This is a genomic window from Arenibacter arenosicollis, from assembly GCF_014397245.1.
Lineage (GTDB): Bacteria > Bacteroidota > Bacteroidia > Flavobacteriales > Flavobacteriaceae > Arenibacter > Arenibacter arenosicollis.
The window spans coordinates 26,009-50,789 of record NZ_JACLHY010000032.1; the positions used below are offsets into that span (position 1 = coordinate 26,009).

The following is a 24,781-nucleotide window of genomic DNA, read 5'->3' on the forward strand; positions in this document are numbered from 1 at the left end:
TCATCTGTTGCCCTTGACCTCTAGATTATTATAACCTGGTATTGATTACATTATTAAATGCCGAACCGAAGGTATAACTAAGTCCTATCCCAAAACCCATTTCGTAATTGGTGGCGATCTGTTTTTGCTGAAGAAGCACGTCCTCAATGGAAGCCGAACCAGCGGGTAGGTTTATTTGATCCTTTATAAACTTTACGTCCCCAGAAAATCTCACTGCCAACCCCTTAAATATCCTTACCGACAACCAACTGTTCATTTGAAGACGATTTTTAGTCCAGTCGCTCAAAAAACTGGAAGCGGACAAAACTGAAGATATATTTCCCCAAGGCTGCCTGAACCGTACCTGAACGTTCATTGAGTGATTAAAAAAAGATTCCTGATCCTTTCCAAAGATGGTAGTTTCAATATAATTATTATAGAGGTATCCAATTTTATAAGCAAACACAATTTCGCGGCGTAATACTTCACGATATGGAAAAATATTATATTCGATGGCCGGCCGAAGATCCAAAGCTAAATCTATATTGGTATACGTATTGTGTTTGGCACCCCCAAAGATACCGGCTGACCAATGATCGGATAAGCTGTGTACGACGCTACCATAACCGGAGTATGTCTCCTTGCTACTGGTAAATTCCTCTCCATTATTCTCGAACCTACTTCTATATTGATTCATTTGAACATCGGTCCGTATCCGCAATTTTTCCGTTACTCGATCACTTTCAAAACCAACTTCGTATTCAAACTCGTTCCTACTGGATTCCTTATCCAATTTCATAGACCCCCTGATTTCGAAAATCCAATTGTTCCAGGGGTCATCAAAATCTATGTCCAATCGTTCTGCAAGACCTTTATTGGATATGGAATATTCTATTTTATCCGCTAGGTCGGACATCATAACATACTTTAGCAGACCAATTTTAACCTGGGACAACAACCCCTTTCTAACATCGTCCGGAGTCATATTGGCGGTTGTTTCATAAGTTATTTTATTGGTAATGCCCTCATAATCTCCATAACCCTCAAATTCCATATTATAATTACGTCCTCCGCTGCCATTAATTATATCATATATAAACAGAGTAACATTGGCCAAGGCCTTATCGCGCACGTGATCCGCAAAATTTAATTCTTGCCGAATGTAATTCTTATCGCAATTACAGCTTGTAAATAATTTAAGGGGTTCTTTCTGCGCCATTAGTGACAAAGGAAGCAGTAACACAAAAAATAGGATAGATCGTTTCATCCGCCTAAAAGGATGTTGCATTTTATATAGGTATTTGGTTGGTATTGCCAAATATAAATGGATGTGACCGTTAAATTCCAAGGATGCCTATAATATAACCAAAACCTATTATAATGTGTTATATGAATACAGTACAATAGGTTTTACTATTAATAAATAGAAATTGATTTAAGGCAACATCTACACCTCCCTATTTACATCCCAAGCCTCTAGATAATCGGCTACAGCTTTTACAAACATTCCACCTAGAGCACCGTTTACCACTCTATGGTCATAACTATGGGAAAGATACATTTTACTTCTGATGGCTATAAAATCGCCTTCTTTGGTTTCAATTACAGAAGGCATTTTACGTATAGCGCCCAGTGCCAGTATACCAACCTGTGGCTGATTGATGATTGGCGTGCCAAAAACACTGCCAAAAGTTCCAACATTGGTTACAGTGTAAGTACCGTCTTTAACCTCATCTGGCTTCAATGCATTATTTCTGGACCTCTTGGCCAGATCGTTTACAGCTTTTGCCATACCCACCAGATTTAACTGATCGGCATTTTTGATAACTGGAACTATTAAATTTCCATCGGCCAAGGCCGCAGCCATACCTATATTGATATTCTTTTTCTTTATAACTGTATCTCCCTCTAGAGATATATTTATCATAGGGTATTTTTTCAGGGCAATGGCCACTGCCTCCATAAAGATCGGGGTAAAGGTAAGCTTCTCGCCTTCCCTTTTTTCAAAGGCATCCTTAACCTTATTTCTCCAATTTACCACATTGGTAACATCAACCTCAACAAAACTTTGTACATGGGCCGAGGTAGCAATGCTGGCTGTCATATGGTGGGCAATTAATTTCCCCATTCGAGTCAAAGGTATATGCTCGTCTCCATTACCGGGCTCTTCCTTCTCAGATGCCGGTTTAACAGCTTCTTGTTTTGTTTCCACTGGTTTAACAGGAACAGGCTTTTCTTCTTGCTCAACCTTAGCCCTAGGAGTTTCTACACGTGTTTCAGCATTTTCACTAAAAGGCTGTCCACCGCTTGATTTTCCAGCAGCTATATAATCCAAAATATCATTTTTGGTCACCCTTCCTTCACTTCCAGTTCCCGTAATAGTATCCAGTTCCGCAATGGTTATACCCTCCTGCTTCGCAATATTTTTAACCAATGGGGAATAAAATCGGTCAGTACCACTATAATCCAATACCGGTGCCGTAGCAGTTTCTCGAGCTTCCTTTACCCCAACTTCCAATTCTTCGACCTCTTTTGTTGGCGAATCCAATTTCATTGATGAAACATGATCGTCCTGATCATGGTCCCCGTCCATTCCACTTTCGTTTATTTCTATAATAGCAACCGTCTGCCCCACCTTAACAACATCGTCTATATTAAATAATTTCTCAACCAAAATGCCATCTACCTCACTGGGAACTTCGGAATCTACCTTATCGGTGGCAATTTCAAAAACAGCTTCATCCATTTCTATAGCATCGCCAACTTCCTTCAGCCAGGAGGTAAGTGTAGCCTCTGCAACACTTTCGCCCATTTGTGGTAATTTTAGTTCAAATTTTGACATATCCCTATTTAATACACTAATAATGATTAATAATTTGCAAAAATAATAAATAAAAGACCATTTTTTTGACTTTTATTCATGCTTTTCACCAATGATATTTAAACTTTTAATGAATTCTCGAATGGAATCCTATTCAGAATACTCCTTCCCAAAGTAACTTCATCTGCATATTCCAATTCGTCCCCTACGGCAATACCCCTTGCTATGGTAGAAGTTTTAATACCCAATCCGTCCAGTTGCTTGTAAATATAAAAATTGGTCGTATCGCCTTCCATAGTAGAACTTAACGCAAAAATCAATTCATTTATTTTTCCCTGTTTTGCCTTGTCTACCAAAGAAAAAATAGTTAAGTCCTGAGGACCCACTCCTTCCATCGGGGAAATTTTACCTCCAAGAACATGGTACAAACCTTGAAACTGCCCTGTATTCTCTATTGCCATTACATCCCGAATATCTTCAACTACACAGACTACACTTTCGTCTCTCCTCGGATTGGAGCAAATCTCACAAACTTCTACATCCGAAATATTATGACAGTTCTTGCAGAACTTAATATTGTCCTTTAAATTGACCAAGGCTTCCGCCAATCTAGCAGTCTGCTCTTTTGGCTGTTTTAAGAGATGCAAGACCAACCTCAATGCCGTGCGCTTACCTATTCCTGGTAATTGGGACATCTCATATACCGCGTTTTCGAGTAATTTAGAAGAAAATTCCATAAGCACAAAATTACAATTTTATACCATTAAATTAAGGCATTCTTTCTAAAAGAAAAATTTAGAAAACACAGTAAACCACCTTTTCTCAAATCTCTTTTCAGGCCATTCACTGTCATTAATTTATGTGCTTCTAGCCAAAGCCACAGCACCTTGATATTTTCAATTAGCAAAATAAACATCATATAGTTGGTCTTTGGCCAATTGGAAAAAAGTGTAAATATTCCTACAATCAACAAACCCAAATCCCAAATATTTAAGAAAATGACTTAAAGCCGGATTTCAATTCACCGATACAAATAGCCTTTTGACGGTAAGCTTCCTAAGTATATTTACATTTTTTTCGAACAAAAAAGTCATGTCCAGGTAAGTCTTTAATCCAGAACCCTGAAAATGGCTATATGTTATACCCCTTGAATAAAAAAAACATTAATAACTGATTTAAAACCACTTACACATCATAATTGGAATTCAGAGGTACTATTTTTCTAACATCCAACTGATTCCACCACACTAATTTCAAGCAAAAATAAAGTCACTTAAAAAAAAACAATTATAAAGTTACTGCACCTATATTTTGAAAATAAAATAATATGTCCTTAATTTGTTGACAGGCATAGTTCCCCCAGTCCTATAGCCTGATTGCAATTATTATTTATTGGCTTTTATTTTTTGTATAGATACACCCAAAACTAGGTGTTAACACATTTCATTTTGATGTTAAAGTGTGTTAATCATTGTAAGGAGGGAATAGAATATTCGTAATTTAAGAGGAAGAATATGAAAAAATTGGTCATTGATAACGCTATATATTTATAGTTAATGGTTAGTGTTTAGTATAGTCTATCAATGAAAGAAACCCGGAACATCTGTTCCGGGTTTTGTTTTTATACACCTTTTAATTCCAAAATACCTTACCATCTAATTATGACGCTTCCCCAGGTAAAGCCACTTCCAAAAGCGGCCAGTACTACCAAATCGCCCGATTTAATTTTACCCATCTCCCATGCTTCAGTCAAGGCAATGGGTATGGAAGCTGCGGTCGTATTCCCGTAGTTCATAATATTATTAAAAACCTGATCGTCACTTAGACCAAACTTTTTTTGTATAAATTGGGATATTCTAAGATTGGCCTGATGTGGTACCAACATATCTATATCCTTTGCTTCCAAATTATTAGCTTTTAACCCCTCAATAATCACTTCACTAAAACGTACTACTGCGTTTTTAAAAACAAATTGTCCGTTCATGTATGGAAAATATGATTCATCATTGGGGTCATTATCCTCCAAAATGTCATTTATCCAACGCTTCCCCATCCCAGGAGCAATTAGTGACAATTCCTCGGCGTGCTGACCTTCGGAATGTAAATGGGTGGATAGTATACCTTTAGTAGGATCTTCCTCCCTGCTGACGATAGCCGCTCCTGCACCATCACCAAAAATTACCGAAACTCCCCTACCCCTAGTTGTCATATCCAATCCGTGGGAATGCAGTTCGGACCCTATTACCAAAACATTTTTATACATACCCGTTTTTATGTATTGGTCTGCGATCGATAGGGCATATACAAAACCGGAACACTGATTTCTCACGTCCAAAGCACCAACAGTTTTTATATCCAAATCGCGCTGTACCAAAACTCCCGGACCAGGAAAATAATAATCGGGACTCAATGTTGCAAAGACAATAAAGTCGATATCATTTTTATCTATTCCAGAACGGTCAATGGCAATTTGAGCTGCTTTTACACCCATGGTGGTTGTGGTATCCCCATCACCCTTTATTACATGCCTTCTTTCCTTAATTCCAGTCCGTTCTTGGATCCAGGCATCATTGGTATCCATTTTTTTGGATAAATCGTCGTTGGTAACCACATTGTCGGGCACATAAAAGCCCAAACCTGTTATTTTTGAATTGAACATGCGTTGGATAATTTAATTTTTAATTGAAGTGGGTTAACCCTCACCTTTACATTAATATAAAATCTAAAATATGAGTAATAATTTTGATGACACCTAATATAGACAAAAATATATGGTTATGAATTGATAAAAATCATTTGACCCATCCCATAAATTAAAGAAATCATTCTGACAACGAATCCATGTAATCCCATTTAAAGAATGTCAGTTTGTCACCTCCACTAACAATGGTATTTTTTTTGACAGTGGTAAGTCGTAAACTTAAAAAAAATAGAAGTATGGCCACAGGCAAGATTAATGTTTCAGTAGAAAACATATTTCCGCTTATAAAAAAATTCTTATACAGCGATCATGAAATATTTTTACGGGAGCTAATTTCGAATGCAACAGATGCAACTTTAAAGCTTAAGCACTTGAGCACTATAGGGGAAGCCAAAGTTGAATATGGCAATCCTCTTATTGAGGTAAAGATTGATAAGGAGGGAAAGAAAATCCATATTATTGATCAAGGTGTTGGTATGACCGAGGAGGAAGTACAAAAATACATCAACGAAATTGCGTTTTCAGGGGCCGAAGAATTCTTGGACAAATACAAGGATTCTGCCAAAGACTCAGGTATCATTGGTCACTTTGGACTAGGATTCTATTCCGCATTCATGGTTGCTTCCAAAGTAGAGATTATAACCAAGAGTTATAAAGACGAACCGGCAGCACATTGGACTTGTGATGGATCACCCAATTTCACTCTTAAAAAGGCTAAAAAAACAACTCGTGGTACGGAAATAATTCTCCACATCGCCGATGACTCAACAGAGTTTTTGGAAGAAGGGAAAATTGGCAGTTTACTTAGCAAGTACAACAAGTTTATGCCAATTCCCATTAAGTTTGGGACTAAAACCGAGACCCTTCCTAAACCAGAAGGTGCTAAAGAAGAAGATCCGGCACCAACTAAGGAAGTAGACAATATAATTAACAATCCCAATCCGGCTTGGACAAAACAGCCAACGGAATTGTCGGATGAGGATTATAAAGGATTCTACAGGGAACTTTATCCCATGCAATTTGAGGAGCCTTTATTCCATATTCACTTGAACGTAGATTATCCGTTTAATTTAACAGGGATATTGTATTTCCCGAAATTGACCAATGATCTTAATACCCAAAAGGATAGGATTCAGTTATACCAAAATCAAGTTTTTGTAACTGATAATGTAGAAGGAATTGTTCCCGAATTCTTAACCATGCTTAGAGGGGTTATAGATTCTCCGGACATTCCTTTGAATGTTTCCCGTTCTTACTTACAGGCCGATGGCGCAGTTAAGAAAATATCAACTTATATCACCCGTAAAGTAGCCGATAAATTGAGTTCCTTATTTAAAAACAATAGGGAAGATTTTGAGGCGAAATGGAACGATATCAAAATCGTTATTGAATATGGAATGCTTTCCGAAGACAAGTTCTTTGATAAAGCGGACAAATTTGCACTATATCCTACAGTAGACGGAGCTTATTATACATTTGAGGAACTACAGGAGAAATTAAAGGCAAATCAAACAGACAAGGACGATAAATTGGTATTGCTCTATGCCTCCAATAAGGAGGAGCAACACAGTTATATTGAGGCTGCCAAGGCAAAAGGTTTTGAGGTATTATTGTTGGATTCCCCAATAGTTTCGCACCTAATGCAAAAATTGGAAACCTCCAAAGAGAAGATTTCCTTTGCACGAGTAGATGCTGACCATTTGGACAATCTAATTAAAAAAGAGGATACTCAAATTTCCAAGTTATCCGATGAGGAAAAAGAGGCCTTAAAAACAGATATTGAAACTGCTATCAATAATAAAAGCTACACCATTCAATTGGAAGCTATGGACAGTAGCTCTTCTCCATTTATTATTACAGAACCGGAGTTTATGCGCCGCATGAAAGAAATGCAGCAATCTGGTGGCGGTGGTATGTTCGGTATGGGAAATATGCCGGAAATGTACAATTTGGTAGTGAATACCAACCACGAATTGGTTTCGGAAATCCTAAACACAAAGACTGCTAAGAAGAAGGAGCGACTTATTAATCAATCCCTTGATTTGGCACGTTTGTCCAAAGGACTTTTGAAAGGTGAGGAACTTACTAAGTTCATTAAAAGAAGTTATGAAATGGTGAAATAAACATTTTTCACCAACGATTAAGAGGCTGAATTACTTAGGTAATTCAGCCTCTTTTATTTATATCTTTGCCAAATGGACTACCCTTGGCACCTTTACCTTCTAGGATCGATTTATGTCATTGCCGGTGTCATGCACTTTATTGTTCCCAAAATATATTTGAGAATTATGCCTAGGTATTTGCCCAATCATAAAGTCCTTGTATACCTAAGTGGCTTGGCCGAAATTCTTTTGGGTGTTGGCCTGTGCTTTCCAGAAACCAAAAATGTTTCCATTATCGGCATCATTTTAATGTTGACCGTGTTTCTATTGGTTCACTTTTATATGTTGAAGGGCGAAAAGGAAGGGGCAGGAATACCAAAATGGATCTTACTTCTTAGAATTCCGCTGCAGTTTGTGCTTATATACTGGGCGTATTCCTATTTTGGAATATAGTGTGCAAAGGCTAAAACGCAACTGCCAAAATCTCTTTGAAACAAAAATTTGAACGTACTGGAATAGGGCAAATGCCAAAATAAAGTAAAACCATCATAATATTAATTTACAGTGGTTTTCTATCTTTATATTATGAAAGTCATCTCAACGAATATAGGAACAGCCACCACCTTTCTTTGGAATGGAAAGGAAGAGCAAACAGGCATTTTCAAATACCCAACCGATGAAGCACTATTTCTAGGCAAGGTGGATGTCCTGAACGATACCGTTATAGATCGGGTGCACCACGCAGGAATCAGTAAAGCCTGTTACCTTTTTGCCTCAGGCCACCATCCCTATTGGAAAGGGTTATATCCGGAACTGGAATGGGATTGGGGTATGTTTGGCGAAAATATTACAGTGGAAGGCTTGGATGAATCCCAAATGAGAATCGGTGACGTTTATAGTATTGGAAGTGCCTTGGTACAGGTTTCACAACCTAGGGAACCTTGTTATAAGTTAGGTGTACGATTTAGTAACTCTAAAATTTTAAAGCAATTTGTAGATTACGCATATTCAGGAACTTATGTTCGCATTTTACAAGAAGGCTATGTAAAAAAAGAGGACCAATTAATTTTGGTTGAAAAATCCAATAACACCCTTACCGTAAAGGAGTGCTTTCAAATTATTCTTTCGAAAGAAAAGGACCCCATTATTTTAAAAAAGGCGATAAATAACCTTTCCTTGCCCGAATACAAAAGAGAGCGACTTAGGAAGTATATTTGGTAGAAAATTAAAAAAGGGGCCAATTGGCCCCTTTTTCTTTGTTTTTAGTATCTCGATATTGGATTCATTACTTCACCGAAACTGTTTCATAATACGTATTGGCACCCTCACTAACGGATACGGTATAGTCATCTTTTACAGCATCTTTAAAGTTAATCATCTTACCTATTACCAATTCCGTACCCATTTTCTCAGTAAAAACTACCCTGTTCTCACTATCGATAACATTAATAACTACCGGATTTAGTTTTTGGTTGAAGTAATTTACATAAAGAATATTACCACTTTTTCTAAAAAATGGTTTTGCCACTTCATTACGAGCAATAACATTTACCTCTGAATCCTCTACACTTATAGTGAACTCTACAGTTTTGGTAAGGCTTTCCATCTTTAGGTAATAAAGACCTTCTTCCAATTTCGATAAGTCGAATTTTTTAGAGTAATCCTCGTCTTCCCTGATATTCTCTACGAATATTTGGTGCTTTTCCGTATCGGTCAAAGTCAATATAGAAGATTCGGTTTGCCTATTTAATTTAAGAACCAATCTTTTTGCTTCTTTAACTGTTGTCAAGTACATTCCTGGATCGTTGGCCATTGCCATAGTACTACTAAGTAATAAGGCTGCCACTGCTGTTAATTTTAAAACTGCTTTCATAACATTTTGGATTTAAGATTAATAAATCATTTATATGGCAAATGTAGACCAGCAATTCCCTTCCCACTACTCCATAATTCTCCAGTTTATATTCTATTTTACCATCTTGCAATATTAAATAATTGTTAAGAAGTTAATATAGGACATATTTAAGTTAAATTTGCACAGAATAGTCGCAAACAGCTGTAATATCTTTACACTACCTAATGAAATTGAAGGACATGATACCTAAACCTACATTTGAGGTAATAGAACCTGATTTTGGTCATTCTTATACCTATCAACAGTTTGATGAACATCGCCCCAATAAGATAGGGGTGTGGCACTATCATCCTGAAATTGAACTAGTTTATGTGAACGGAGGATCTGGAAAGAGACAAATTGGAAGCCACGTTTCCTATTATACCGATGGAGATTTAATCCTAATTGGATCCAACCTACCCCATTGTGGCTTCACCGATGTACTTACCGGCAATAAAAATGAAAGCGTGGTACAAATGAAACAGGATTTTTTAGGGAACGATTTTTTCAACATTCCCGAAATGAAAAAAATTCAAAGCCTTTTTCAAATTGCTAAAGGAGGGGTTGCCTTCACTGGTAGTACCAAGAAAAAAATTGGTGAAAAAATTGAAATCATGGAATATCAGACCGATTTTCAACGTCTTCTCTCCATTCTTAATATTTTAAATGAATTGGGGAATTCCAAAGAATATCAAGTTTTGAACGCACAGGGTTTTTCACTTCAAACGGAAGTAAAGGACAATGACAGGATAAATATTGTCTTTAACTATGTAAAAACAAACTTTAAGGAGGAAATAACTTTGGAGGAAATTTCAGATTTGGTAAGCATGACGGTTCCCTCATTCTGCAGATATTTTAAAAAAATAACCAACAAGACCTTTATACAGTTTGTAAATGAGTGTAGATTGGTACATGCGTCCAAATTATTGGCAGAAAAGCCGATCAGTATAACAGAGGTCTGCTTTGAAAGTGGATTCAATAATTTCTCGCATTTCAACAAATCTTTTAAAGCCTTTACAGGACAAAATCCTTCCGAATATAGAAATGAATTGAAAAGTGTACTGCAATCGTGAGCAAATTATTTGCCAATAGAATAGACCTTCAACTCCCAGATAGTGACATAGTTTACTATCCCAAATTTCTAAATACTACCGAAGCAGATCATTTTTTCAAGGTTCTTAGGAATACTACCCCTTGGAAACAGGATAACATTACCGTATATGGTAAAACTTACCCCCAGCCAAGGTTAACCGCATTATTTGGCGACCATAACAAGCCCTATTCCTATTCCAACATTACCATGAATCCCCATAAGTTTTCGTCTGAATTGCTGGAATTAAGGAAGAAGTTACAAATGGAAATTGGCATACATTTTACAAGCTGTCTTTTAAACCTATATAGAGACGGTAAGGATAGTAATGGTTGGCACGCTGATGACGAGAAAGCTTTGGGAGAAAACCCGGCAATTGCATCCATAACCCTTGGGCAAGAACGCTACTTTCATCTAAAACACAAATTGAACAAGGATTTGAAGCACAAACTAATATTGGAACATGGCAGCCTACTTTTAATGAAGGGAGAAACCCAACACCATTGGCACCACCAAATCCCTAAAACTAGCAAACCGATAAAGGAACGGATCAATATTACTTTTAGAATTATTAAATAAAAAAATCGGTTACGAAAACCGATTTTTTTATGCCTTTGTTATTTCTGCTGGATACTGCCCCTAACCTACCAGGCATTTACGTTAGTCTCCTCACACCCAACTTCAATAATAATAACTCAAATTCTTTGCCAAAAAATATAAAAATTGGTCAAAAGCCATGATTTTTTCGATAATAAGTATAAATAAACCAACATAACCCCTTGAATTAAAGACCACTTAACCTGTTAACGAATTCCTGATCAAAGGATTAGCTTTCACGGGACCAACTACTGATCTAATCGGACGTGGATTGGTTTATGACTTTCCTATGCATTGGAAAGCAACATTTACATATTTTGGATATTTATAGGACTTTTAAGCATTGTAGTTTCCTATATTAGCCTAAAGGTAATCAAGGCTTATATCCATATTGCTAAAAGCTACTTATGAAAATAGGTCGTTAAGAACTTTGGCCAAGCGGAGACCTCCTTTTTGTAGTTGTTGTTCCACTGTTTCCCAATATTTATAACTATAGGCATACCCCAATTTTTCGCCTTCCTCTACCGAAAGATAGAGTTCATTGGCCACATCCTGGGATTCCTCTACCCAGTCATATAAATTTCCATGTTGAATGTTCTTAATTTCACTCTTGTTAAGCCTGGGTAAATTATTTGCCAATTCCATATAGCTCATTCCGTAATCATCGATCATGTTGGAATCCCACAATCTATGCAAATTGGTACCTCTTCCGAACCATTGCAAGTGAATATCGTTCCCTCCTTTATCCTCCAGCCTACCGACGTGCATAGGTTGGTGCAAATCACCGATCAAATGGATCAACATTTTCAAATAAAACTTTTTATCGACCGCACTACTATTTTTATCCTTAACAATTTCTATGCACTTTTCAATTCCTTTAACTATATCTCCCTCCCCACTGGGCTGAACCTCGGTATATTTTTTGTCCGCCGGAAAATTTACATAATGCCACGGTCCAAATTTGGCATAGCTTCTATCAGCCTTTATTTCATCGGCATAATTTGAAGCCAAGGCCAATCCTTCTCCATTTAAAAGGCTGTTGATAGCTCTTTTTGCTTTTCTTGACAAATGTTGCTGCGCAACTTCCCCTATAGTCCTGTGTCCGGTCTTAGACCATTCCAAATTATTGCCGTAGCCAAATTGGAGCATAAGAAAACAAAGTGCAATTATTTTTTTCATTTATATTTTTAATTGATTTTATTATTGGATTCACTTGTGTCCAAGTAAAGTCTTTTGAGTCAAAATATTGATTGATGGAACTCTATGTTTTTAGAGCTAAATATTATATTGTGCCACTTGAAATTGGCCTCCAAAAATAACAAATTGGAATTTAAGTAATTGTTAAGAAGTACTCCCATTTAATTTTTTAATTTGATCTTGCAGTACTTAATTATTAAAATTGATGTTCAAGAAAATAAAAAATCCATTCCTCCGGATTGGAATCCTTTCTTTATTGGTAGTCGGAAGCAGCGTTTTCTTGTTGTTGCTGGCCATATATTTAGGCGCTTGGGGCAAGATACCCAATACAAATGAGCTCTCTGATTTCAGGTACCAAAGAGCTTCCGAGGTCTATTCTGCAGATAGCGTACTGATTGGGAAATATTTTCTGTTTGATAGGCAGCCCATACAATTTGAAGCTGTACCCAAAAATTTGATTGAGGCCTTGGTGGCTATTGAGGATGAGCGGTTTTATGATCATTCCGGAATAGACTACAAGAGCTTGCTCCGCGTAGCTTTCAAGACTATCCTGATGCAAGATCAATCTGCCGGTGGCGGAAGTACCCTTAGTCAACAACTTGCAAAAAACCTATATCCCAGGGAAAAATCCGGAAAGTTCAATCTGGCCATATCAAAATTGAAGGAAATGATAATTGCTTCAAGACTGGAATCCATTTATTCCAAAAACGATATTCTAATGCTCTATCTGAACACCGTTTCTTTTGGGGACAACACCTTCGGTATAGAAAGTGCTTCTTTAAAATTCTTCAACAAATCAGCAAAGGAACTTAAATTGGAAGAAAGCGCAACCCTTGTAGGCATGTTGAAGGCAACCTACGGTTATAACCCCCGTGTTTTCCCAAAGAACAGCCTTAACAGACGAAATTTGGTATTGCAGTCCATGTATTCCAATAATTTTATTTCACAACAGGAGGCAGATAGTCTTAAACAACTTCCGCTACAACTTAATTACAGGGATTACGATTATAATCAGGGAATTGCTCCTTATTTTAGGGAAGAAGTGAGAAAACAAATGTTAGGTTGGGCCAAAGCGCAGAGAGAAAAGGGACAAGATTATAATATTTACACTTCGGGCCTTAAAATATACACCACATTGGATTCCAAAATGCAAATTTTGGCTGAAGAAGCTATGGTACAACATATGAAAGGACTTCAAAACAATTTTGAAAAAAGTTACGGCAATCGAGCGCCATGGAAAAGTGATAAAAAACTCATCAATAAAATCATACAGAGTTCAGACCCCTACAAAAAGTGGAAAAATGCGGGACTAAAAGAAGATCAAATAATGGATTCCATGAACTTAAAAAAAGAAATACAGCTAAGTGATTGGAACCAGGATGAAATGCGTTCTGCCAGCACAGTGGATAGCCTACTGCATTACCTTAAATTCTTAAATACTGGTTCGCTATCCATAGACCCCAAAACGGGAGCCGTTAAAACATGGATCGGTGGAATTAATTTTAAACACTTCAAATACGACCACATTTCGCAAAGCAAACGCCAAGTGGGCTCTGCATTTAAACCCATTGTTTACACCGCCGCCCTTGAAAACGGCATAGCGCCCTGTACTTACTTTTCAGCGCAAGAGGTAGCCTACGAAAATATGGAAGGTTGGTCCCCCAGCAATTCTGGCAAAAAAGACGAGGCCTACCTAAATTACTCTATGGAAGAGGCCTTGAGTAACTCAGTTAATACCGTTGCAGTTAAGGTATTGGAAAAAACAGGTATTTCCAAGGTGATACAACAAGCCAAAAAAATGGGCATCGATACCAAATTGCCCTCATTACCCTCTTTGGCTTTGGGTACTGCCGAAATTAAGATCAATGAACTTGCAGGTGCTTTTGCTAGCTATTTGAACAACGGTAAATCTGTAACTCCTTTTTTAATTGAGCGCATTACTAATGAAAAGGACTCCGTAATAGAAATTTTTAAACCTGTAGTAGCCGAAAAAAGAGCCTTTTCCGAAGAAAATGGCCAGATAATGATAGAGATGATGAAGGCTACTGTAAATAGTGGTACCGCCGCCCGTATACGCTCCACCTACGGAATTAAAAACGATATTGCCGGAAAAACCGGGACTACACAGAACAACAAAGATGCTTGGTTTGTAGCCTTGACGCCTAAGCTACTTAATATTACGTGGGTGGGATTGGACAATCACGAAATTGGCTTCAATAGTACCAGTTTGGGACAGGGGGCCAACGCGGCACTGCCCATTTTTGCCTTGTGGATACAGAAACTAAATGCCGATAAATCCTTCAATTATATAACCAGGGCCAAATTTCCTACTCCAACGTCTTCGGTGATGAGTGAATTGAATTGCGACCCCATAAAAAGGGATGGTTTTTTCAAAAGACTTTTCAAAAATCCCAAGAAAAAGAAAATCAAGGATTTTAAAACAAGTAATAATAAAACCTAGGGCTTTAAACCATTTATTCTGGCTCCAGCTATCAATTTGTTATTCCTAAATTGTGATTCCAAAAGTACTATTCATACAAATCAATGCCCTATTTTATTGTGAAACCATATCTTTGGAAACGAAACGATTTAAAAACTAAAATTCCCTATCTTATAATATGGATTTCAAAATTTTATGTTCCGATTTGGACGGCACCTTATTGACTTTTAAGGATAATGTGTCCGATTTTACGATTGCAGAGATCAAAAGAATTAAGGAACACCTGAGGATTATATTGGTTTCGGCAAGAATGCCACAATCCATGACTTATATTCAAAAAAATCTAGGGATAGAAAACGAACCTATTATATGTTATAATGGGGCATTGGTACTACATGGATCAAAAGAATTGCTCTCCACTTATATTGATATGGGTCAAATAGTTTCCATTTATGACATGGCCGAAGAAGTAGGAATTCAGCTAGGGCTTTATTCCAAAAGCGAATGGTATGTGGAAATGGACTCGGAGCGGGTCCAAAAAGAAATAAAGTATACAAAAACTCTACCCACCTACAGAGACACAAAAGAAACCATAAAGGATTGGACTGCTAGAAAAATGGGAGCCCACAAGATTATGCTGATGGGGAACAAGGAAAATACCGATATACTTTTCCCTGTACTACAAAAGAATTTTGCCAAAACATTGAACCTCTATAGGTCCAATGATACCCTGATCGAAATTGCCCCTAAGTCGGTTTCCAAATTAACGGCCATAAAATTACTACTTCAAGAACATGAAAGTTTAAACGACGTTATTGCCTTTGGGGATAACTACAATGATATGGAAATGCTGCAAAATGTTGGACGTGGTATAGCGGTAGCCAATGCACGTGAGGAAGTAAAACATATTGCCAGTGATCTTGCCCTCAAAAATTCTGAGGATGGGGTGGCCCATTACATAAAACAGCATATTTTAATTTGATTATATTTGGCCCAATTGACAAGCCTTATTGAATAGATTTTTTATGAGCGACCCGATAATTACCAACGATACCGTTGTATTTGGACTACTTACCCTTTGTCTTGGATTTATATTTTACACCTCTTCCATAAAAACTGGCTTTTGGAGTAAATTTTACAATATAGTACCAGCAGTACTAATGTGCTACGTTTTACCCTCTATTTTAGCCAGTAGTGGTTTAATATCGGACGAGATATCCAACTTATATTTTATGGCCAGTAGGTATTTACTGCCTGCAGCCTTAATTTTAATGACTTTAAGTATCGACCTTAAGGCTATAGCCAATTTGGGATCCAAAGCCTTGATAATGTTTTTGACCGGTACGGTGGGGATTATCATTGGTGGACCATTGGCCATTTTATTAATATCTATATTCTCTCCCGAAACCGTTGGAGGGAACGATTTTGATGCCATTTGGAGAGGCTTGGCCACAATTGCCGGTAGTTGGATCGGAGGTGGCGCCAACCAAGCTGCAATGCTCGAAATATATCAGTACAACCCTGATAAGTATGGGGGAATGGTTTTGGTTGATATTGTGGTTGCCAATGTTTGGATGGCCATTATTTTACTGGGCGTGGGCAAAACACAAAAAATAGACCGCTGGCTTAAAGCGGACACCTCAGCTATTGAAGAACTTAGAATAAAAGTTTCGAAGTTTACCGAAAAAATAACTAGGGTTCCCACTTTGAAGGATTATATGATGATGCTTTTCTTTGCCTTTACGGGAGTTGGTATTTCCCATTTTTTTGGGGATTATATCAGTTCATATTTGACCAGCACCTATGAAAGTGTTAGCGATAATAAAAGTTTTTTATCCTTTTTAGGCTCCAGCTTCTTTTGGATGGTGGTCCTTGCAACCATAGTAGGAATAGTATTTTCCTTTACCAAAGCCAAGAATTATGAAGGTGCGGGCGCTAGTAAATTGGGCAGCGTATTTATTTATATCCTAGTGGCAACTATTGGCATGAAAATGGACTTGGGCAAGGTGTTTGAAAACCCTGGCTTGATTGCCATTGGTTTTGTTTGGATTACGATTCATGCCGTTTTGTTGATCGTTGTAGCCAAGTTGATCAAGGCTCCCTATTTCTTTCTTGCCGTGGGCAGTCAGGCCAACGTGGGGGGAGCGGCGTCGGCCCCTGTGGTCGCTGCGGAATTTCACCCATCCTTAACCTCGGTTGGGGTTTTATTGGCCGTTTTTGGCTATGTAGTAGGTACTGGCGGTGCCATACTTTGTACAATTCTTATGGAAATTGCATCAAAAGTTTAAAATTCCATAAACTTTATTGATATTTGCGCTTCAATAAAAATACTATGAAGAAAATTTTAATGGTCGCGGTACTTGCAATAGTTGTTATCTCCTGTGGAGGCAGTACTGAAAACACTATGACCGTTACCGGTAATGTAAAGGGATTAAAAAAGGGAACCTTATACCTGCAACACATTGCAGACACCACCTTAATAACGGTCGATTCCCTAGTTGTGGATGGCGATGGCAATTTTTCCTTTACAACAGAACTTGAAAGCCCAGAGTTATTCTACCTATACTTGGACAAAAAGGACAACAATAGTATTAATGACCGAATTACTTTCTTTGGTGAGCCTGGAAATATAACCATAAAAACTAATTGGAATACTTTTGATCTAAATGCAAAAATAGAAGGATCTAAAAGTGATGAGAAGCTAAAGGAATATCTAGAAGTTATGTCTAAATTCAATACCAGAAATTTGGAATATGTTAGAATGAGTATGGATCCCAAAACCCAAAATGATTCCACGGTACTGGATTCCCTTCAAAATTTAACCGATAAAAATGTAAAGCGCGGTTACCTGTATGCCATCAATTTTGCATTGAACAATGCAGATTCGTACGTAGCCCCATACATCGCCGTTAAAGAAGTGGCAGATGCCAACATTAAGTATTTGGATTCCATAAACAATTCACTCTCTCCTGAAGTAGCCAAATCCAAATATGGCCAGGAATTAAAAGAGCATATAGAAGTTGCCAAGAAAGAGGCAAAGCAGTAAAAAAAAAAGCATCCATTAAATGGATGCTTTTTTTTAAAATTCTCTTAGGCTATTATTATCCTAATTTATTCAGTTGTTCAATTAAAGAACCTGCTTTAGTTTCCAATTCCGCTTTAACGGATTTTAAATGTGCTGGTCTATTCTCTACTGACTTCTGGTTAACTTTTGCTATTAATTCATCAAAAGTTTCTATTGCGCTATCTATTAACGCATTGCCCTCTTTTGAATTTTGCTTATTTCCAGAAGCTTCCACTAAATACACCGCTTCAATAATATCTCCTAAAACGTAATTAATGTCTTTCTTTAAATCTCTTATACTTGCCATTGGTAATATTTTTTTTTGCAAAAGTAATCATTTTCAGATTGTAACCTCTAAAAGTTTTGCGCTGGTTGTGATTATATTTATTTTTTTGGACTGTGCAGGTACCAAAGTGGTCTCCCCTTTTTTTATTGTCACCGAACCAAATTCATTGGAGATAGTTGCCTTACCTCCTACGCACATGTAAATGGTGAACGAATCCCTTTTTTCAACATCCAATTCCAGGTCCTTGGTAAGCTCTAAAATGTTGGTGTTGAAATAAGGACAGGAAACCATATTATTTACACTGTCTTTCTTATCGGAATACTTAACCTTAAAATCGGCCTTTTTGGTGTAGTCTAATGCGTCCAACGCCAAATCGGTATGTAATTCCCTTAAATTACCATTTTTATCCTTCCTGTTAAAATCGAAAACACGGTAGGTAATATCCGAAGTCTGCTGTATCTCTGCCAATAAAACACCAGCACCAATAGCATGCATCTTACCTGTGTTTATAAAAAAAGTATCCCCTTCCTTTACGCTTTCATAGTTCAACAAATCCAATAGCGTATCCTCCGCAATACTTTTGGCATATTCCTCTTTGGTTACATCTTTGTTAAAACCAACGATCAACTCTGCCCCCTTATCGGCATCCATTACATACCACATCTCTGTTTTTCCAAAGGAATTGTGGCGTTTTTTTGCCAATTCATCATTGGGATGCAATTGGATGGACAAATCCTGTTTGGCATCAATAAACTTAATGAGAATGGGAAATTCTTTACCAAAACGCTCTACAACACTCTTTCCCAATAATTCTTCCGGGTATTTGTTGATCAATTCCTGTAGGGAAGTACCCGATAAGTCACCGTTGGATACAACGGAAACATCTCCCTCCACTGCAGAAAGCTCCCAACTTTCACCGGTAATATCATTTTCAATGGGCTTTCCCAAAACATCTTTTAATTTGGTACCGCCCCAAAGTCGCTCTTTTAGGATTGGATTGAATTTTAAAGGATATAAGTTCATTCTGTTTGGTATTATGTATTTGTATTCTTTTATAATTTTATTGGAGGGCTTAAACCAAAGCTTAATAATTTCCTCCTATGCAGTTTAATTTTAATAAAACTGTCTATCCGGAAAAAGTCACGTAATTTCTTGGGGTTTCATATAAGATAACCTCCAGTTCGTGTGAGGCTTCTATAAATGGCCTAAGCAAGTTCCAAATATAAACTGCTATATTTTCTGCTGTTGGATTTACGTTCTTGAACCATTCCACTTCAACATTAAGGTTTTTATGGTCCAGCTGATTTTCAATTTTATCCTTAATTAAATCCTTAAGGACCTTCATATCCATAACAAAGCCTGTTTCAGGATCAATTTCCCCAGTAACACTAACTACCAGCTCATAATTATGGCCGTGAAAATTAGGGTTATTACACAGTCCAAATACGCTGTCATTTTTTTCAAAACTCCAATCTGGCCTATACAGCCTGTGCGCAGCATTAAAATGGGCTTTCCTACTTACCTTTACTTTCATATGGCTGTATTATATTGAGAAATATGATTGTAAAACTTATCAAAAATAATTTTAAACCAGGCGGTGTATTTCTCAGGGTTAGTAGCCATATCCTGTTTAATTGCAAAAGGAGTCATCCATTTCCATGATGCAACCTCGTCAGGGTTTATGATTGGTTCCCCATTATAGTGCCCTATCATTACATGATCAAATTCATGCTCAGTAAGGCCATTGTCAAAAGGAGCTTTATAAATAAAGGAAAACAACTCCTTCAATTCCACCTCAAACCCCATTTCTTCATTCAATCTTCTTTTTCCAGCTTCAATATTGGTTTCTCCGTCCCGTTGATGGCTACAACAAGTATTTGTCCATAATAGAGGGGAGTGATATTTGTGACCTGCCCTTTGTTGGATCATTGTCTCGCCTTTATCATTCATTATAAATACAGAAAATGCCCTATGGAGCAAAGCCTTTTCATGGGCTTCCATTTTGGGCATCAGACCAATTTGAACATCAAATTCATTAACAAGAATTACCTTTTCCTCTTCCATTTTGTAAAAATAAAACCTTTCCACAATAATAAGCGCTAAGTCCATCATAAAAATGAAATACTTTGGGTATGTTTCGTGTAATTACCTTCTAACCGAAGAAATGTTGGCCAGAGAAAGGTTATTCTACGAATATCGTGGTAATAATTTGATTTTAAGATTTATATGAAATTTGTCATGGACCCTTAGTCACGCCTACCAGATGGTTTTCCCTAAAGTTAATAATCCTCGGTATAAGCTATAGACAATTGATTAAAATAATTTTTAATCGGCATAGGCAAACGTCGAAGTATTGAAATTGAGGCTTCGTCGACAAAGCCGGGATAGTCTTTTAAAAAAATCTAGGGGATTTTAAATTGCCCAGCTCTTTTATAAAATCGTAACGCAAAATAATCTCAAAGGATCCGTCATTAAAGGTAGCTTGACCTAATTCCGTAGTTTCCTTGTCATAAGCCAATCCAATGAAAAAAGAATTGGAAATATTGAACCCTACCATGGCGCTAAGTGCTGCGTCCCATCTATAGGCGGCTCCAAAAATAAACTTGTCACTAAGCATAAAATTAGCCGAGGCATCAAGTTGAACGGGCGCACCCTGAACTACTTTGGCTAAAATAGCCGGTTTAAATTTTAGATTGGTATTCAAATCAAATACGTAACCTGTTATCAGATATAAATTCATCTGTTCCTTTGCTGTCGATAATGCTGCACCATCAAAATGTGTGGTCTGCAAAAATCGAGGTACGGACAAACCCGCGTAGAATTTCTGGGTATGGTAATAAACGCCGGCTCCTAAATTTGGGGAAAATTTATTGTCTATATCCTGCTGTAATGTAGGGTCCGGTCCTCCGGGATTGGTATAATCTTGATTAAGCTCGGAATAGCGAATATCCAGCATATGTGCACTGGCTTTTAATCCGAAGCTCAATCTACCTTCCTGGGAAGTATAAACGGTGTACGAGAAATCCCCATCAAAATAAGTTTCAGATGTGGGGCCAATTTTGTCGTTCACAATTGAAAGTCCCAAACCTACTCCCCTATACCCAATGGGCGAATGTAAATTTAAAGTCTGTGTTGTAGGGGCACCGTCCAAGCCTACCCATTGCGACCTGTGCAATGCTGCCATACTTATATGACCACGGGAACCTGCATAAGCTGGGTTTACACTTACGGTATTATACATATACTGGGTATATTGGGCGTCCTGTTGGGACTGTACCTTAAAGCTGACCAAGATAATTACGGCAAATAACCATAATGACATTGGGTTAGGCTTGAGTATGTTTTTTATTAGATTTGACATCCTTTATCTGTTTATATAAATATATCCCGTAAGCGTCGTCATTTTTCCTCCTACAGATGGGGTATAATCCAAAATATAGAAATAAGTTCCTACCGGTAATTGATTGTCTTTATTAATGGTGACCCTCCCCTCCGAAGTGCCGTCAAAATAATTGGTATCATTATTATAGGCCTTGGTGGCATATACCAAAACTCCCCATCGGTTATATATTTTGATAGTATTGTTTGGATAATTTTCAATTCCCTTTATAGTCAAAACATCATGGATACCATCGTTATTAGGTGTTATTACATTAAACACTTCCACTCCAACGTCCAGTATAATCAAATCAGAATCCAAATAATCAGGAATTCCATCCTCATCAAAATCGTCGTTGGCATAATTTCCATCGCCGTTTTCATCTTCATCAATGGTAAGTATACCATCGTCATCATCGTCTGTGTCCCGATAATCTACTTCATCGTCACCATCCGTGTTTGGTAGATCATTGTATGGGTCGTTAATCTCATCATTAACATCCACATCAATGGTCGTGTTACCTTCATAACCATCATCCAGACCATCATTATCCTTATCCGAACCGATATAAACTACATCCGGGATTCCATCATGATCATGATCATGGCCTTCAATTCTGTCAGGTACATTATCATTATCACTGTCTTCATCCAAGTAATCTGGTAAATTATCCCCGTCCGTATCAATTGGGAACAAGCCTATATTTCCATTATTTTCATAGGAATCGTCCAGACCATTGTTATTGGCATCCACTCCACTTGGAGGAACATAACCTTGGGTAGTTTGGGCCTCAACGTTATCTGGAATACCATCGTTATCACTATCAATGTCCAAATAATCTGGTATACCATCACCATCGGAATCCGTTGGATCTGTGCTGGGGTCATTATCACCATCCAAATTAAGATCTTCAAAACTGTCCAATATTCCATCCTCATCACTATCAATGTCCACTATTCCATTAGGATTTACCAGTATATTGACAGTTGCCGTACTACAATTGGATTGATTATCACAAATTGTGTAGGTAAAAAGATCACCACCTATATAACCACTATTAGGCGTATAGGTTACGAAATCATCTGTAAGGTTGTTTGGTGAGCCATTGTTGTCAACTACTACACTGCCATTGGATGGACTGGTGGTTGATATGGTTCCTAGGATAGGAATATCATTATCGTTCGCCAAGATATCTATGTCAACAGGCATGTCCTCTAAGGTAGCCACAGAATCATCAAATGCATCAACAATAGGAAGTACATTCACATTAACGGTTGCCGTACTACAATCACCCAAGGCATTACAAATAGTATAGGTAAATGTAATTGGACCATTAAAGTTCGGATTTGGAACAAAGGTCACTATATCATCAGATGGATTGTTTGGTGAACCATTATCATCTACAAGAACATTCCCGTTAAACGGATTTGATGTAGTCAATATACCAGTTGTAGGCAAATTGCTATCATTATCAAAAATGGGTATTACTACAGACGAATCTTCGTTGACCGTTATAGAATCATCAACCAGAACACTGGACTGCTGTAAACAAACCACCGTAAAATTCGGCAAATCAAAAGAATTCCCAGCCTTGGTTACAGTGGCGGTATAACGAACCACACTTTGTGTAGCGATTACTGTTGGCCTCAGCTGATCACCACCAACTGCCGGCGACCAACTAATTGCAGCGCTAGGACTTACATTGTTGGAAATATCCATGGTTACCTCATTATCTGGACTTGTACAATCCGTTACAATAAAATAACCTGTGGCATTTGCTCCACAAATGGTACCATCATAGGTTGCAAAATAAATACCTGATGAAGTAACCTCATAAAAGAAATCTGTACCCAAAACCGTGGAGGTATCGGAAGCCTCGTACCATTTGTAATTATGTTCATCGGTACTGTTGGGAGCCTGCAACAAAAACTGTGCACTGGCCCTATTAGCACCAAAGAATATGGTTACAAGGGTAACAATAAGAAATCTATATATGTGTTTTGGTTTCAAACTCCTGTTGTACCTAGTTGGTTTATATTATCTATTTTACTACAAATACTACGTTGATAAGTGAATTATAATCTGTTGGGGTTGCTATAACATCATAGGTCATTACACCAAATTCATTGACACTTACATTGGCAAACACCGTATTGTCATAATACGTAACATAGTAATACAGCTCTGTATTGCCATAGGTTGGTATAGCCCCTGGTGCCAAATTACTAGCCACCATCGGAGACCCAAACTGAGCCGTATATTGAGTATGCAGATTAATTGTTCTACCCGTACCTGTTGACGAGGCATCTACAGCAATGGAAGGCGGATAGAAAATATTAGGTCGTGAATTTGCAATTACATAAGGAGTAGCACTACTACCATTTCCAGTTACACTAATATCATTACCTGCAGTCACTATAGTCTCTGTTCCATCGGCCGTAGGCACTGTAATGGTATTACCGCCGGATATACTCAATTGATCACCTGCAATGCTCAAGGTCTGGTCATCCGTTGCTGGATCCCCCGCTGGACCTGTTGCTCCTGTTGGACCTTGTGAACCCGTAGCCCCTGTTGGGCCTGCTGGACCTTGCGGGCCAACAGCACCATCGATACCATCCGATCCGGCAGGACCTGCTGGACCAGTTGGACCTTGTGCTCCAGTGGCTCCTGTATTTCCTATTGGACCTTGGGCGCCAGTAGCTCCTGTATCACCAGTATCCCCTTTGGCTCCGGTAGCACCGGTATCTCCTGTTGGGCCTTGTGCTCCAGTGGCTCCTGTATCTCCTGTTGGACCTTGCGCTCCAGTGGCTCCAGTATCACCAGTATTTCCTTTGGCTCCGGTAGCACCGGTATCTCCGGTTGGGCCTTGTGCTCCAGTGGCTCCTGTATCACCAGTATCTCCTTTGGCTCCAGTGGCTCCTGTATCACCAGTATCTCCCTTGGCTCCGGTTGGACCTTGTGCTCCTGTTGGACCCTGGGCTCCGGTAGCTCCTGTATCTCCTGTTGGACCTTGCGCTCCGGTGGCTCCTGTATCACCAGTATCCCCTTTGGCTCCGGTGGCTCCTGTGTCTCCAGTATCTCCCTTGGCTCCGGTTGGACCTTGTGCTCCTGTTGGACCCTGGGCTCCGGTAGCACCTGTATCTCCTGTTGGACCTTGCGCTCCAGTGGCTCCAGTATCACCAGTATCCCCTTTGGCTCCGGTTGGACCTTGTGCTCCTGTTGGACCCTGGG

General features: G+C 38.2%; 22 protein-coding genes. 9 read left to right on the plus strand and 13 right to left on the minus strand.

Translation table 11 applies throughout. From position 1 onward, the window contains the following. Nucleotides 1-28 precede the first annotated feature (28 nt). The 4 genes from H4O18_RS20255 to H4O18_RS20270 all read right to left on the minus strand — a co-directional run bounded on the left by H4O18_RS20255 (nucleotide 29) and on the right by H4O18_RS20270 (nucleotide 5,459). Nucleotides 29-1,267 (minus strand): DUF481 domain-containing protein, encoded by a 1,239-nt coding sequence (locus H4O18_RS20255; RefSeq protein WP_187588064.1) that lies wholly within the window; start codon nucleotides 1,265-1,267, stop codon nucleotides 29-31. A gap of 159 nt (nucleotides 1,268-1,426) precedes the next feature. Further along, nucleotides 1,427-2,821, minus strand: coding sequence for a dihydrolipoamide acetyltransferase family protein (locus H4O18_RS20260; protein WP_187588066.1), 1,395 nt, complete (start codon nucleotides 2,819-2,821; stop codon nucleotides 1,427-1,429). Nucleotides 2,822-2,919: 98 nt separating this feature from the next. After that, nucleotides 2,920-3,537 (minus strand): recombination mediator RecR, encoded by a 618-nt coding sequence (gene recR, locus H4O18_RS20265; protein WP_187588102.1) that lies wholly within the window; start codon nucleotides 3,535-3,537, stop codon nucleotides 2,920-2,922. Nucleotides 3,538-4,448: 911 nt separating this feature from the next. Beyond that, nucleotides 4,449-5,459 (minus strand): 3-oxoacyl-ACP synthase III family protein, encoded by a 1,011-nt coding sequence (locus H4O18_RS20270; RefSeq protein WP_187588068.1) that lies wholly within the window; start codon nucleotides 5,457-5,459, stop codon nucleotides 4,449-4,451. Nucleotides 5,460-5,737: 278 nt separating this feature from the next. On the opposite strand from H4O18_RS20270, the gene htpG reads away from it, so the two are divergent. From htpG to H4O18_RS20285, 3 genes are all read left to right on the plus strand, one after another. Continuing rightward, complete coding sequence (gene htpG, locus H4O18_RS20275) at nucleotides 5,738-7,624, plus strand: molecular chaperone HtpG (protein WP_187588070.1); 1,887 nt, start codon at nucleotides 5,738-5,740, stop codon at nucleotides 7,622-7,624. Nucleotides 7,625-7,696: 72 nt separating this feature from the next. Beyond that, nucleotides 7,697-8,056 carry a DoxX family protein gene (locus H4O18_RS20280; protein ID WP_187588072.1) on the plus strand — a complete coding sequence of 120 codons (360 nt, stop codon included), beginning with the start codon at nucleotides 7,697-7,699 and terminating at the stop codon, nucleotides 8,054-8,056. A gap of 132 nt (nucleotides 8,057-8,188) precedes the next feature. Beyond that, the gene (locus tag H4O18_RS20285) at nucleotides 8,189-8,824 is read left to right on the plus strand and encodes an MOSC domain-containing protein (protein ID WP_187588074.1); all 636 of its coding nucleotides are present in this window, start codon (nucleotides 8,189-8,191) and stop codon (nucleotides 8,822-8,824) included. A 64-nt stretch (nucleotides 8,825-8,888) separates the two neighbouring features. Here the strand turns inward: H4O18_RS20285 and H4O18_RS20290 are convergent, their stop codons facing one another. Beyond that, nucleotides 8,889-9,476, minus strand: coding sequence for a hypothetical protein (locus H4O18_RS20290; protein ID WP_187588077.1), 588 nt, complete (start codon nucleotides 9,474-9,476; stop codon nucleotides 8,889-8,891). A 206-nt stretch (nucleotides 9,477-9,682) separates the two neighbouring features. On the opposite strand from H4O18_RS20290, the gene H4O18_RS20295 reads away from it, so the two are divergent. Together H4O18_RS20295 and H4O18_RS20300 are read left to right on the plus strand one after the other, a co-directional pair. Beyond that, nucleotides 9,683-10,570, plus strand: coding sequence for an AraC family transcriptional regulator (locus tag H4O18_RS20295; RefSeq protein ID WP_246474493.1), 888 nt, complete (start codon nucleotides 9,683-9,685; stop codon nucleotides 10,568-10,570). Then, nucleotides 10,567-11,166: an alpha-ketoglutarate-dependent dioxygenase AlkB gene (locus H4O18_RS20300; protein WP_187588079.1), complete on the plus strand. Its 600-nt coding sequence runs from the start codon at nucleotides 10,567-10,569 to the stop codon at nucleotides 11,164-11,166. The genes H4O18_RS20295 and H4O18_RS20300 overlap by 4 nt, the downstream gene beginning before the upstream one ends. Before the next feature lie 423 nt (nucleotides 11,167-11,589). Here H4O18_RS20300 and H4O18_RS20305 read toward each other — a convergent pair whose 3' ends face one another. Next, entirely contained in the window at nucleotides 11,590-12,363 is a 774-nt protein-coding gene (locus H4O18_RS20305) for a S1/P1 nuclease (RefSeq protein ID WP_187588081.1), read from the minus strand. A 223-nt stretch (nucleotides 12,364-12,586) separates the two neighbouring features. Between H4O18_RS20305 and H4O18_RS20310 the strand changes: the two genes are divergently transcribed. The 4 genes from H4O18_RS20310 to H4O18_RS20325 all read left to right on the plus strand — a co-directional run bounded on the left by H4O18_RS20310 (nucleotide 12,587) and on the right by H4O18_RS20325 (nucleotide 17,867). After that, nucleotides 12,587-14,842: a penicillin-binding protein 1A gene (locus tag H4O18_RS20310; protein WP_246474495.1), complete on the plus strand. Its 2,256-nt coding sequence runs from the start codon at nucleotides 12,587-12,589 to the stop codon at nucleotides 14,840-14,842. 157 nt (nucleotides 14,843-14,999) lie between these two features. Further along, a complete protein-coding gene (locus H4O18_RS20315; RefSeq protein WP_187588085.1) occupies nucleotides 15,000-15,803 on the plus strand; it encodes an HAD family hydrolase in 804 nt (267 codons plus the stop codon). A gap of 43 nt (nucleotides 15,804-15,846) precedes the next feature. Next, nucleotides 15,847-17,109 (plus strand): DUF819 family protein, encoded by a 1,263-nt coding sequence (locus tag H4O18_RS20320; RefSeq protein ID WP_187588087.1) that lies wholly within the window; start codon nucleotides 15,847-15,849, stop codon nucleotides 17,107-17,109. Between the two features lie 44 nt (nucleotides 17,110-17,153). Beyond that, entirely contained in the window at nucleotides 17,154-17,867 is a 714-nt protein-coding gene (locus tag H4O18_RS20325; protein ID WP_187588089.1) for a DUF4369 domain-containing protein, read from the plus strand. A gap of 55 nt (nucleotides 17,868-17,922) precedes the next feature. Here the strand turns inward: H4O18_RS20325 and H4O18_RS20330 are convergent, their stop codons facing one another. The 7 genes from H4O18_RS20330 to H4O18_RS22420 all read right to left on the minus strand — a co-directional run. Beyond that, the gene (locus tag H4O18_RS20330; RefSeq protein WP_187588091.1) at nucleotides 17,923-18,192 is read right to left on the minus strand and encodes a hypothetical protein; all 270 of its coding nucleotides are present in this window, start codon (nucleotides 18,190-18,192) and stop codon (nucleotides 17,923-17,925) included. A 33-nt stretch (nucleotides 18,193-18,225) separates the two neighbouring features. Then, the gene (locus tag H4O18_RS20335) at nucleotides 18,226-19,194 is read right to left on the minus strand and encodes a type I phosphomannose isomerase catalytic subunit (RefSeq protein ID WP_187588093.1); all 969 of its coding nucleotides are present in this window, start codon (nucleotides 19,192-19,194) and stop codon (nucleotides 18,226-18,228) included. Nucleotides 19,195-19,297: 103 nt separating this feature from the next. Then, nucleotides 19,298-19,705, minus strand: coding sequence for a 6-pyruvoyl trahydropterin synthase family protein (locus H4O18_RS20340; protein WP_187588095.1), 408 nt, complete (start codon nucleotides 19,703-19,705; stop codon nucleotides 19,298-19,300). Next, complete coding sequence (gene idi / locus H4O18_RS20345; protein WP_187588106.1) at nucleotides 19,702-20,235, minus strand: isopentenyl-diphosphate Delta-isomerase; 534 nt, start codon at nucleotides 20,233-20,235, stop codon at nucleotides 19,702-19,704. The genes H4O18_RS20340 and idi overlap by 4 nt, the downstream gene beginning before the upstream one ends. 328 nt (nucleotides 20,236-20,563) lie before the next feature. Further along, nucleotides 20,564-21,493: a PorP/SprF family type IX secretion system membrane protein gene (locus H4O18_RS20350; RefSeq protein ID WP_187588097.1), complete on the minus strand. Its 930-nt coding sequence runs from the start codon at nucleotides 21,491-21,493 to the stop codon at nucleotides 20,564-20,566. Nucleotides 21,494-21,535: 42 nt separating this feature from the next. Then, the gene (locus H4O18_RS20355; RefSeq protein WP_187588099.1) at nucleotides 21,536-23,560 is read right to left on the minus strand and encodes a T9SS type B sorting domain-containing protein; all 2,025 of its coding nucleotides are present in this window, start codon (nucleotides 23,558-23,560) and stop codon (nucleotides 21,536-21,538) included. A 31-nt stretch (nucleotides 23,561-23,591) separates the two neighbouring features. Continuing rightward, on the minus strand, nucleotides 23,592-24,781 hold a 1,190-nt coding region (locus H4O18_RS22420), incomplete at its 5' end, for a collagen-like domain-containing protein (RefSeq protein WP_484463091.1).

Bases quoted from the DNA above. Each gene is read 5' to 3' on its own strand.
- H4O18_RS20255 (WP_187588064.1), bottom strand. From the start codon at position 1,267: ATGCAACATCCTTTTAGGCGGATGAAACGATCTATCCTATTTTTTGTG.
- H4O18_RS20260 (WP_187588066.1), bottom strand. From the start codon at position 2,821: ATGTCAAAATTTGAACTAAAATTACCACAAATGGGCGAAAGTGTTGCA.
- recR (WP_187588102.1), bottom strand. From the start codon at position 3,537: ATGGAATTTTCTTCTAAATTACTCGAAAACGCGGTATATGAGATGTCC.
- H4O18_RS20270 (WP_187588068.1), bottom strand. From the start codon at position 5,459: ATGTTCAATTCAAAAATAACAGGTTTGGGCTTTTATGTGCCCGACAAT.
- htpG (WP_187588070.1), top strand. From the start codon at position 5,738: ATGGCCACAGGCAAGATTAATGTTTCAGTAGAAAACATATTTCCGCTT.
- H4O18_RS20280 (WP_187588072.1), top strand. From the start codon at position 7,697: ATGGACTACCCTTGGCACCTTTACCTTCTAGGATCGATTTATGTCATT.
- H4O18_RS20285 (WP_187588074.1), top strand. From the start codon at position 8,189: ATGAAAGTCATCTCAACGAATATAGGAACAGCCACCACCTTTCTTTGG.
- H4O18_RS20290 (WP_187588077.1), bottom strand. From the start codon at position 9,476: ATGAAAGCAGTTTTAAAATTAACAGCAGTGGCAGCCTTATTACTTAGT.
- H4O18_RS20295 (WP_246474493.1), top strand. From the start codon at position 9,683: ATGAAATTGAAGGACATGATACCTAAACCTACATTTGAGGTAATAGAA.
- H4O18_RS20305 (WP_187588081.1), bottom strand. From the start codon at position 12,363: ATGAAAAAAATAATTGCACTTTGTTTTCTTATGCTCCAATTTGGCTAC.
- H4O18_RS20310 (WP_246474495.1), top strand. From the start codon at position 12,587: ATGTTCAAGAAAATAAAAAATCCATTCCTCCGGATTGGAATCCTTTCT.
- H4O18_RS20315 (WP_187588085.1), top strand. From the start codon at position 15,000: ATGGATTTCAAAATTTTATGTTCCGATTTGGACGGCACCTTATTGACT.
- H4O18_RS20320 (WP_187588087.1), top strand. From the start codon at position 15,847: ATGAGCGACCCGATAATTACCAACGATACCGTTGTATTTGGACTACTT.
- H4O18_RS20325 (WP_187588089.1), top strand. From the start codon at position 17,154: ATGAAGAAAATTTTAATGGTCGCGGTACTTGCAATAGTTGTTATCTCC.
- H4O18_RS20330 (WP_187588091.1), bottom strand. From the start codon at position 18,192: ATGGCAAGTATAAGAGATTTAAAGAAAGACATTAATTACGTTTTAGGA.
- H4O18_RS20335 (WP_187588093.1), bottom strand. From the start codon at position 19,194: ATGAACTTATATCCTTTAAAATTCAATCCAATCCTAAAAGAGCGACTT.
- H4O18_RS20340 (WP_187588095.1), bottom strand. From the start codon at position 19,705: ATGAAAGTAAAGGTAAGTAGGAAAGCCCATTTTAATGCTGCGCACAGG.
- idi (WP_187588106.1), bottom strand. From the start codon at position 20,235: ATGGAAGAGGAAAAGGTAATTCTTGTTAATGAATTTGATGTTCAAATT.
- H4O18_RS20350 (WP_187588097.1), bottom strand. From the start codon at position 21,493: ATGTCATTATGGTTATTTGCCGTAATTATCTTGGTCAGCTTTAAGGTA.